General features: G+C 52.3%; 12 protein-coding genes and 1 pseudogene. 9 read left to right on the top strand and 4 right to left on the bottom strand.

Annotated elements, in window-relative coordinates:
• The 6 genes from AC3DOM_RS11930 to pheA all read left to right on the top strand — a co-directional run.
• The coding region (locus AC3DOM_RS11930) for a chorismate synthase (RefSeq protein ID WP_487919271.1) at positions 1-664 on the top strand (664 nt) is incomplete at its 5' end.
• A gap of 120 nt (positions 665-784) precedes the next feature.
• Positions 785-2,311: a 3-dehydroquinate synthase gene (gene aroB / locus AC3DOM_RS11935; protein WP_487919272.1), complete on the top strand. Its 1,527-nt coding sequence runs from the start codon at positions 785-787 to the stop codon at positions 2,309-2,311.
• A gap of 76 nt (positions 2,312-2,387) precedes the next feature.
• The gene (aroQ, locus tag AC3DOM_RS11940) at positions 2,388-2,819 is read left to right on the top strand and encodes a type II 3-dehydroquinate dehydratase (protein ID WP_487919273.1); all 432 of its coding nucleotides are present in this window, start codon (positions 2,388-2,390) and stop codon (positions 2,817-2,819) included.
• Between the two features lie 41 nt (positions 2,820-2,860).
• Positions 2,861-2,998: a hypothetical protein gene (locus tag AC3DOM_RS11945; RefSeq protein WP_487919274.1), complete on the top strand. Its 138-nt coding sequence runs from the start codon at positions 2,861-2,863 to the stop codon at positions 2,996-2,998.
• Positions 2,999-3,026: 28 nt separating this feature from the next.
• The gene (locus AC3DOM_RS11950) at positions 3,027-4,178 is read left to right on the top strand and encodes an aminotransferase class I/II-fold pyridoxal phosphate-dependent enzyme (protein ID WP_487919275.1); all 1,152 of its coding nucleotides are present in this window, start codon (positions 3,027-3,029) and stop codon (positions 4,176-4,178) included.
• Complete coding sequence (gene pheA, locus AC3DOM_RS11955) at positions 4,175-5,017, top strand: prephenate dehydratase (protein WP_487919276.1); 843 nt, start codon at positions 4,175-4,177, stop codon at positions 5,015-5,017. Before AC3DOM_RS11950 ends, pheA begins: the two co-directional genes overlap by 4 nt.
• A 66-nt stretch (positions 5,018-5,083) precedes the next feature.
• On the opposite strand, the gene AC3DOM_RS11960 is transcribed toward pheA, so the two are convergent.
• The 3 genes from AC3DOM_RS11960 to AC3DOM_RS11970 form a co-directional block, all read right to left on the bottom strand.
• On the bottom strand, positions 5,084-5,932 hold the full coding sequence (locus AC3DOM_RS11960) for a PIG-L deacetylase family protein (RefSeq protein ID WP_487919277.1): 849 nt from the start codon (positions 5,930-5,932) through the stop codon (positions 5,084-5,086).
• Between the two features lie 90 nt (positions 5,933-6,022).
• On the bottom strand, positions 6,023-6,229 hold the full coding sequence (locus AC3DOM_RS11965; protein WP_487919278.1) for a 4Fe-4S binding protein: 207 nt from the start codon (positions 6,227-6,229) through the stop codon (positions 6,023-6,025).
• Complete coding sequence (locus AC3DOM_RS11970; protein WP_487919279.1) at positions 6,222-6,386, bottom strand: histidine kinase; 165 nt, start codon at positions 6,384-6,386, stop codon at positions 6,222-6,224. Before AC3DOM_RS11970 ends, AC3DOM_RS11965 begins: the two co-directional genes overlap by 8 nt.
• A 367-nt stretch (positions 6,387-6,753) precedes the next feature.
• Between AC3DOM_RS11970 and AC3DOM_RS11975 the strand changes: the two genes are divergently transcribed.
• From AC3DOM_RS11975 to AC3DOM_RS11985, 3 genes are read left to right on the top strand one after another with little or no spacing between them, the layout of a single operon-like run.
• A complete protein-coding gene (locus AC3DOM_RS11975) occupies positions 6,754-7,572 on the top strand; it encodes a YwiC-like family protein (RefSeq protein ID WP_487919280.1) in 819 nt (272 codons plus the stop codon).
• A 1-nt stretch (position 7,573) separates the two neighbouring features.
• On the top strand, positions 7,574-7,810 hold the full coding sequence (locus tag AC3DOM_RS11980; protein ID WP_487919281.1) for a DUF2007 domain-containing protein: 237 nt from the start codon (positions 7,574-7,576) through the stop codon (positions 7,808-7,810).
• 10 nt (positions 7,811-7,820) lie between these two features.
• Entirely contained in the window at positions 7,821-8,969 is a 1,149-nt protein-coding gene (locus AC3DOM_RS11985) for an acyl-CoA dehydrogenase family protein (protein ID WP_487919282.1), read from the top strand.
• 181 nt (positions 8,970-9,150) lie between these two features.
• On the opposite strand, the pseudogene AC3DOM_RS11990 reads toward AC3DOM_RS11985, so the two are convergent.
• Positions 9,151-9,260, bottom strand: a pseudogene (locus AC3DOM_RS11990) (tyrosine-type recombinase/integrase); the annotation flags it as partial.

Below are 9,260 nucleotides of genomic sequence, written 5' to 3' on the forward strand. Positions count from 1 at the left end.
TGACCGCAGCGTACGGGCCGAAGAATCTGAGGTTCGTTGTCCAAACGAGGGTGCTGCTCAAGAAATGATCGCAGAGATCGAGTCCGCAATCAAGGGGAAAAATACCCTTGGCGGTGTGATCGAGGTTGTTGCGATGGGATTACCGCCGGGATTAGGCTCCCACGTTCAATGGGACCGAAAACTCGAATCCCGATTGGGCGCTGCGATTCTTGGAATCCAGGCGATCAAAGGGGTGGAGTTTGGCCCCGCTTTTGAGAATGCCCGTTTGCGAGGAACCGAAGCCCAGGACCAGATCTTCCGCGAAGGCGAGAAGCTCGTTCGCAAAACAAATCGTGCCGGGGGGATCGAGGGTGGGATAACAAATGGGGAGCCAATAATCATTCGGGCAGCCATGAAACCGATCGCCTCGACCCTGACACCGCAAGAGACCGTTGACATCTTCAGCGGAGAAGAAACTGTCACGACATATGAGCGTTCCGATTTTTGCCCCGTCCCACGGGCCGTACCGATCATTGAGGCAGTGACTGCCTTTGTTCTGGCAGATGCCCTGCTCGAAAAACTCGGCGGCGACTCGCTTGCTGAGATGCTTCCTCGCTTTGCGGCATTAAAACAGGCAAAACTGAGCGATATTAAGCTGGATAACCAGCCGCATAAATTTTGGTAATTAATTACGTCATTGCGAGGAGGGCGTCAGCCCAACACGGCAATCTCCTTCACCTTTTGGAGACTGCCACGTCGCAAAGACTTGCTCCTCGCAGTGACGTGTTTAGTGATTAAGGAAATCATGACCTCAACCATCTACCTCTATGGCCCACCCGGAGTGGGCAAATCGACGACAGGCAAATTTCTGGCTGCTAAGCTAAACCTCCCCTTTGTGGATTTGGATGGTGCAATTGAAAGGTCCGCAGGCCTCTCCATCCCGGATATATTTGAAAAGGAGGGCGAAGCTGGCTTTCGAGAGAGAGAAAGCACCGCGTTAAAGAGCCCTCGGAAGGCCTCCATTGTTGCCTTGGGAGGCGGCGCCCTTTTGGACCGGGCAAACCGAAATCACGCAGAAAAAATCGGAGAGGTGATCTGCCTGCAGGCCCCATCCAAAACCTTAGCTGAGCGTCTGCAAAGAGGCAAAGATCAACGTCCTCTTCTTCAGGGAAATTCACTCAAAGAATTACTGGATACACGCAGTGATCATTATCATTCTTTCGCGATCCAGGTTGAAACCGATAATCTAACCCCTGAAGAAAGCGCGGAGGTCATTCAATACCGCCTGGGGCGATTTTATCTGCGCGGAATGGGAAAGGGCTACACGGCGCGCGTTGAAAATAATGGCCTGAATGATCTGGATGCCTTGCTGGTTGAAAATGGATGCCATCCGCCCTTCTTTATCGTCAGTGACAGCAATACCGCACCGCTCTATGCTAAAGCACTTGCCCGAAAATTGGATGCAACGACAGTGATCTTCCCAGCCGGCGAAAAAAATAAAACCATCGATACGATGACCCAGCTCTGGCGTGATCTGCTCAACGCTGGCATGGAGCGCGGCGGGACGATCCTTGCCATTGGCGGTGGGGTCGTCAACGATATGGCCGGCTTTGCCGCTGCAACCATTATGCGCGGGGTGGCGTGGGTCAGCATCCCAACCTCATTGCTTTCGATGGTGGATGCCAGCCTGGGTGGAAAAACGGGTGCAAATCTCCCTGAAGGCAAAAATCTGGTGGGGGCATTTTACCCGCCCAAACTCGTTCTGGCTGACCCTGCCACATTGCGCACGCTGCCCGAAGCTGAGATCCGGAATGGGTTGGCCGAGGTAGTCAAGCATGGTGTCATCGACGATCCTGAACTATTTTCCCTTTGTGGACAGGGAATTGAGAAGTTGAGCGAGAATTGGCATCAATTGATCACGCGGGCAATGGGTGTGAAGATCAGGATCATCGAGGCCGATCCATTCGAAGGTGGCATCCGCGCCGCGCTCAATTTTGGACATACGATCGGACACGGGATCGAATCACTGACCCAATATGGCCTGCGCCATGGCGAAGCAGTCGGGGTCGGGATGGTCGTTGAGGCGCGTCTGGCGGAGAAATTGGGGATCGCCGAAGCAGGCCTGGCAGATGAAATTGCCGCGACGCTCGTCACCCTCGGCTTGCCCGTTGCCATCCCTAATGGGATACACCCTTCGGCGTTGGTCGCGGCAATGCAGACCGATAAGAAGAAGTCAAAAGGGGTGGTGAAGTTTGCCTTGCCAGTCAAAATTGGTGAGATGCGCGTGGGAGTAGAAATTAAGGATTTGGAAAGGTTGTTAGAGGAGCTTTAGCGTTGCCCTCACCTGTCCTTGCTGCGCTCGGACTTTCCTCTCCCGCTTCGCAGGAGAGGGCTATAAAGGAGAAAAAATGACCACCCTACTCGTTTTACACGGACCCAATTTAAATTTACTCGGTACCCGCGAACCTGAGATCTATGGCGACTTGACCCTGGCTGAGATCGATCAGAAATTAGCCGAAGCCGCATCCGCAAAGGATGTGGAGATTTACAGCATCCAATCCAATAGCGAGGGGGCATTGGTGGATGCCCTGCAGGAGGCTGCAAAAAAAGCGGATGGCGTGATCTTCAATCCTGCTGGATATACGCACACATCTGTTGCGCTGCGAGATGCGGTCGCTGCAATTGGCATTCCGGTAATTGAGGTACATCTCTCCAATGTCTACGCCCGGGAGGAGTTCCGCAAGCAATCATTGATCGCCCCGGTTTGCCTGGGAAAAATTACTGGCTTTGGATGGATGTCGTATAGATTGGCACTAGAGGCTTTAATAGAACGCGGATAACAATGATTTTGGGATTCTCACAGATTCTTTTAGTAGACTTCATGCAAAAGTCTCTTTTTGACACTGCTCTAGCCGCCGTCCTTCGCGCAGCATCCTTTAGGGCGGCGGCGGGGACGCCGCCGGGAGCACAGATACAAGAGGTCTATTATCTGACCTCTGAAAATCCGCTCGATCCGTAAAATTCGCGTACTAATTTTCGAGAATAAAATGACCTCAATAAAAAAACACTTCTTTGCTCAACTTGACGAAACAATTGAAATCCTGAAAGCCAGGGGTATCGAGACCATTCGACTGGATATTGGCTCGCCCGATCTTCCCCCACACCCCGAGGTGATCGAGGCGCTCAGCCTGGCAGCATCCCGCCCAAATACACATGGCTATCAGATGCATGTGGGACCACTCTCCTACCGGGAGGCCTGGGCGGGGATGTATGAACGGGTCTTCAACGTCAGGCTTGACCCGGAGAAGGAGATCATCCCCCTGCTTGGAACAAAGGAGGGCATCTTTCACTTAAGCCAGGCCTTTATCAAAGCGGGCGATATTGCGCTGATCCCAAATCCATATTACCCGACCTATATCCGCGGGACCGAACTTGCAGGCGGAGAGCCCTATTTGTTACCCCTGCGTGTTGAGAATGATTATCTGCCCGATTTGGAGGGGATCCCTGCTGAGGTGGCAAAGAAAGCAAAGTTGATCTGGATCAATTACCCAAATAACCCTCTCGGGGCAACTGCTCCGCTTGAGTTTTATGAGAAACTCGTCCGGTTTGCGAAGAAGAATAACATTTTTATTTGCGCCGATGCGGCGTATACCCAGGTTTACTATGGTGAGGGACCTCTCCCGAGCATCCTGCAGGTTGAGGGCGCGAAGGATGTAGCGATAGAATTCAACTCACTTTCCAAGTCGCACAATATGGCTGGATGGCGGGTCGGTGCGGCGGTCGGGAATGCTGCCGTTTTGGAGACTCTGCTCAAATTGAAAACAAATGCCGATAGCGGACATTTCCGGCCAATCCTTGAGGCGGCCAGACACGCAATGGGGATGGATCAAGCCTGGGTCCACGAGCGGAACGGGGTTTACCGTCAACGCCGGGATCTCATTATCAACGGTCTCCGTCAGTTGGGGATATCCGTCGCAAGTCCTCAAGCATCGCTTTATATTTGGACACCAATTCCTGAGGGCTGGAAATCCGATCAATTTGCGATGAGTTTACTCAAGGAGGCGGGTGTCAGCGTTGCGCCAGGGACCGTTTTCGGATCGGAAGGCGAGGGATTTTTCCGGATCTCGATCACGCAACCAAAAGAGAAGATCGTGGAAGCGATCAGGCGGATAAGTGACTGGTGGGAGGAAAATAAATGAGAGAGAAAATCGTTGCGTTCCAGGGTGAGGCAGGCGCGTACAGCGAGGCCGCAGCTTATGAGCATTTTGGTAAAGAAATCAAAACACTACCCTGTAAAAGCTTTGACAAACTTTTCGAGGCAGTCAGTGAGGGGAAAGCCATGCGCGGCATAGCGCCGATCGAGAATTCCCTGGCCGGCAGCATTCACCGGAATTATGACCTTTTACTCCGCAATCAACTTCATATTACTGGCGAGCATCATTTGCGGGTCAGTCACTGCCTGATGGCGTTGCCCGGTGTGAGGCTTGAAGAAATCGAACGCGTGTATTCGCATCCGCAAGCTTTGGCGCAATGTGAGGAGAGCCTGCGAAAACTCAATTTGCCGGGAATTGTGGCTGGCGATACCGCTGGCAGCGCCAGGGCTCTCAAGGAGGAGAATGATCATAGATCGGCTGCAATCGCTTCCCGTCTGGCCGCAAAGGTTTATGGATTGACTATCCTGCAGGAAAATATGGAAGATGATCCTGCCAACTACACGCGTTTTTTGGCGCTTTCCCCCGAGCAATATGGACAGGAAAATACTGATGATCTCAGCTATAAAACATCGATCGTTTTCAGCCTGGAAAATAAACCTGGAAGCCTTTTCAAGGCCCTGAGCATTTTTGCGCTGAGAGAAATCGACCTGACAAAGATCGAATCTCGCCCCCTGGCAGGGAAACCCTGGGAGTATCTCTTTTATATTGATTTCATCGGGCATCAGGATAGAAAACCAGCGGATGCTGCGCTGAACCATTTGCGCGAGATCGCACCCTTTATCCGAGTCTTTGGTTCCTACCCCCGCGAAGAAAAAGACTGGTAGTAAACGGCTTGATTCTGTAGAAATCAGCTGCAACGCACTTTTAAGTGCAATGCAGCCTCAGCTTATTCACCCCAATAAATCGTGACGAACTTTGAATTTTCCTTCTACCGGCGGCCAGGCCTGCATATACATCTCTGTGCCGTTGAAGAGCCGCGAGAGAATTCCGCGAACGCCTTTTTGCATTTGACCGCCTCCCTGGCTGGCATGACAGCGCCCAGCCGCCTCCTTCTTTTTCAGGACAGAACGAATATTAATTCGCGCATGAATGGGGAAATCAACTTTCGCCAGGGATTCAATATCGATATCCTTATTTTTGCCAAATTTGGTTGGATCCTGCCCAAAGAGGCGCATTACCCTAACGGTTACCCGTAAAAATGCGCGCGAAAAAGTATGAAAATAAAGTTTTTCCGGTTTAAAGGGTGCGCCTGACTGGGGAGCGAAAGAGGCGTCGTCTGCGCGCTCGAATGCCATCACGGTCGCATCATGGATGGCGATATGGTCAGGATGGCGGTATCCGCCAATGGGATCAAAGGTCAGCACGACATCCGGTTTCAGATCGCGGATATAGCAGACAATATTCTCTGCGACCTCTTCCAAAGGTTGTGCGAAAAGGGCGCGGGGATGTTCATTATCGACAGAGCCGGGCATCCCCGAATCTCGGTAATCGAGAAAGTGTACACCGGTGAGATCCAGGATCCCGGCTGCGCAACGCAATTCAGATTCCCGGCGAGCAGCGATCGAGTCAAAACCCTGCATATATTTTTCGTCCATCTCGCCCACTTCCCCACGGGTTGCGCAAACGAGGTGCACCTCGGCTCCACGTTCTGCATAGAGGGCCAGAGTTCCCCCCATCCCAAAAGATTCGTCATCGGGGTGGGCCAAAACAGACAGGACTACTGGTTTCTTTTTCATCATGGGTTCAATTCTACACCAAATTCAGACAGAGTTTGTCAGATTTGGTGACTCATATATTATTCTTATCTCTGCGCTCAAACATCATGGGACTCACATAACGAGGACTGCATCTTGGGGACAAGCCTGGACGCAGATGGCACAGCTCAGACATGACGAGGCTTTGGTATCCGGCATTTCATAGGGCGCTTCCTGAATGAGGATATTCTTCTCGCAGACCAGGGCAGCCAGACAGATCCCATCTTCGCATTTCTCCGGTTCACAGGCCCGATAATTTACAGCAACTGTTTTTCTAGGCATCGGCTCCCTTCTGATCAAGTTTGTCAATTTCCAGAGCCAGGGCCTCTTCGAGATCATCCAGCTCCTGAAGCATCGCCGGTGGGGTGGAATGAGCGGGCCAGCGTTCTTTTAGTTCATTTATTTTTTCTTCGAGTTCTTTGATGCGTACTTTTTTCATCTTTTGTTGATCCAATTTCATCATTAGACTACCGGCAAAACTCCCTTTTTGACATTGCTCTAGCCGACGTCCTTTGCGTAGCATCCTTTAGGGCGGCGGCGGGGACGCCGCCGGGAGCACATGTACAAGAGGATTATTGATTTATAGCTGAGAATTTTAACATAGCACGGTCGTTTGTGATCAAATTGGCGAAGAGTGGTTTTCCGCAATCCCTGCCCTTCGCTCTGTCGAGCACAGGCGACTTCAGGCTCATAATCATTCGCCATTCCGCTCCAACCGTCCCGGTATCCTTCGGGAGGAACTGCCTAAGGTTATCCTTGGGATAATCCAACATATTCTTGGGAAGCAAATTTGATATAATCCACCTATGAGATCAACCTTTCGAAAAACAATCGCAGTACCCCAGGATCACGGTTCCTGGGTATTTATCCTGAGCCCCCTCGTGATCGGCTTCTTCGTGGGCGGAGGCTTTTCCACAACGTCCGTTTACCTGATCATCGCAGCCATGGCTGCTTTTTTAATCCGCCAACCGGTGACGATTGCAACCAAAGCCTACGCGGGGCGCCGGCCGCGCAGCGACCTGCCTGCCGCACGCTTCTGGATATTGGTCTATGGCGGAATCGCCCTGGTGATGCTGATCGGTCTCTCCATACGAGGTTTTACAGATATTTTTTATTTAGCCATACCGGGGATTGCAATTTTCGTTTGGCATCTACGCCTTGTTAGCAAGCGTGACGAAAGAAGACAGGCGGGGCTGGAGATTGTCGCCAGCGGTGCTTTGGCCCTCGCCGCTCCTGCCGCCTTATGGGTGGGAAAAGGAAGTTACGATGCAACTGGCTGGATCCTGTGGATCCTGGTCTGGTTTCAGTCAGCGGCATCCATTGTCCACGCCTATATGCGCCTGGAACACCGAAGCCTGCCCGAGATCCCGGGGCGTTCCGGCCAATATAAAATCGGAAAGCGCGCCATTCTATATACCTCCTTTAATTTTGTGGCCACCCTATTGTTAGGCATAATCGGCTGGCTACCGCAATACATCTTCATCCCCTTCCTCCTGCAATTGGCAGAAACCCTGTGGTGGACATTCAATCCGGCCATAAAAATAAAACCGACCGCAGTGGGTTTTCGTCAATTGGCTGTGAGCATCCTCTTTACTGTTTTATTTATACTTTATTGGAGAATATAAAATGTCTGCAATGACCTGGGAATTACTGACCGAAGTTTATGACCGTATCGAGGCCGAAATGATGAAATCGGCCCTCGAAGCCCTGGAAATCCCAGTGGAATTGGCGCAAGAAAGCGTGGGGGGAACGATCCCGGTAAGTTTTGGGAAATTTGCAAAGGTGCATATTTTTGTTCCAAAAGAAAAGGTTAAGGAAGCGTCAGCATGGCTGGATGGCTATAATAACGCCCCCCAGAATTAAGGAGAGGTTGATGGATTTTGATCTAACCGAAGAAGAGCGAATGTGGCAAAAGATCGTCCACGATTTTGTTAGTGCAGAAGTCAAACCCAGGGCTCACGAGATCAGCGAAAGCGGTGAATTCAACTGGGATGCCGTCCACAAGATGGCCCCGGTTGGATTGCTGGGAATGATGATCCCGGAAGAGTATGGCGGCTCAGAGGTTGGCACAGTTGCGATGTCAGTTGCGATCGAAGAATTGGGCTGGGCCTGCGGAAGCACCGCGCTTGCGATTGCTGCACATACCGAGCTTGGCTGTGCGCCCCTCGCCAACTATGGCACAGATGCGCAAAAGAAAAAATTCCTGGAGCCAATTGCCAACGGAGAGGGGAAACTCGCCGCGCTGGCCCTGACTGAAGCAGGAGCGGGATCTGATCTGAAAGGCGGAGTGCGGACAAAAGCTGAAAAAGAGGGGGATGAGTGGGTAATCAACGGCTCAAAAATGTGGATCACAAATCCGAGCGTGGCATCCTATGTGATCACCCTGGTGCGGACGGAGCCCGGAACTGGATCTGATTCTATGAGCATGATCATTGTCCCGACAGATTCGCCCGGACTGACGATCCACCCCCCGGAGAAGAAAATGGGGTTGCACGCCTCCCAAACAAACGCGCTAAGCTATGACGATGTGCGCGTCCCCCTCGATCATCTTCTTGGCGAGGAGGGTCGCGGTTTCCAACAAGCCCTCGAGACCCTGGATGCCGGCCGGATCAGCATCGGTTCTCTGTCGGTCGGCTTGGCGCAGGCGGCTTTTGAAGAAGGGTTGGCCTATGCCAAGCAGCGTGAAGCCTTTGGGAAGCCGATCGCAGCAAAGCAGGCCATCCAGTGGATGCTGGCTGACGCGGCGACCGAGATCGAAGCGGCGCGTCTGATGATGCGCCAGGCTGCCTGGCTGCATGATGTTGGTCGCCCCTTCAAACATCAGGCCGCGATGGGGAAGCTCTTCGCAACCGAAATGGCAGAACGGGTGGCGCGGAACGCGATCCAGATCCACGGCGGGTATGGCTACAGCCGCGAATATCCCGTCGAACGGATCTACTGCGATGCCCGCCTGATGACGATCGGCGAGGGGACGAGCGAGATCCAAAGAATGGTGATCGCGAGGCATTTGTTGGAGGGGTGAACGTTGGGAGGTGGGGAGGTCTGAAGGTTGGAAAGTTGGAAGGTTGAAGGTTGGGAGTTTGGGAGGTTGGAAAGGTGAAAGTTGAAGGTTGAAGGTGGCTGCGGGAGATTGTGGCCGCCTTTATATTTTGTTTCAGTGGCTTAGGGATCCCGAAAAACATATCCCGATGATCGACGGGCAATCAGGGGATGTCATCCAGGGGGGATTTTACGGCAAGCTTTCCGCGATTGAGAACATGGGTGTAGATCATGGTGGTTTTGACGTCTTTGTGTCCGAGCAATTCCTGGACTG

This window comes from Candidatus Desulfolinea nitratireducens (assembly GCF_982879505.1).

Bases quoted from the DNA above. Each gene is read 5' to 3' on its own strand.
- aroB (WP_487919272.1), top strand. From the start codon at position 785: ATGACCTCAACCATCTACCTCTATGGCCCACCCGGAGTGGGCAAATCG.
- aroQ (WP_487919273.1), top strand. From the start codon at position 2,388: ATGACCACCCTACTCGTTTTACACGGACCCAATTTAAATTTACTCGGT.
- AC3DOM_RS11945 (WP_487919274.1), top strand. From the start codon at position 2,861: ATGCAAAAGTCTCTTTTTGACACTGCTCTAGCCGCCGTCCTTCGCGCA.
- AC3DOM_RS11950 (WP_487919275.1), top strand. From the start codon at position 3,027: ATGACCTCAATAAAAAAACACTTCTTTGCTCAACTTGACGAAACAATT.
- pheA (WP_487919276.1), top strand. From the start codon at position 4,175: ATGAGAGAGAAAATCGTTGCGTTCCAGGGTGAGGCAGGCGCGTACAGC.
- AC3DOM_RS11960 (WP_487919277.1), bottom strand. From the start codon at position 5,932: ATGATGAAAAAGAAACCAGTAGTCCTGTCTGTTTTGGCCCACCCCGAT.
- AC3DOM_RS11965 (WP_487919278.1), bottom strand. From the start codon at position 6,229: ATGCCTAGAAAAACAGTTGCTGTAAATTATCGGGCCTGTGAACCGGAG.
- AC3DOM_RS11970 (WP_487919279.1), bottom strand. From the start codon at position 6,386: ATGAAAAAAGTACGCATCAAAGAACTCGAAGAAAAAATAAATGAACTA.
- AC3DOM_RS11975 (WP_487919280.1), top strand. From the start codon at position 6,754: ATGAGATCAACCTTTCGAAAAACAATCGCAGTACCCCAGGATCACGGT.
- AC3DOM_RS11980 (WP_487919281.1), top strand. From the start codon at position 7,574: ATGTCTGCAATGACCTGGGAATTACTGACCGAAGTTTATGACCGTATC.
- AC3DOM_RS11985 (WP_487919282.1), top strand. From the start codon at position 7,821: ATGGATTTTGATCTAACCGAAGAAGAGCGAATGTGGCAAAAGATCGTC.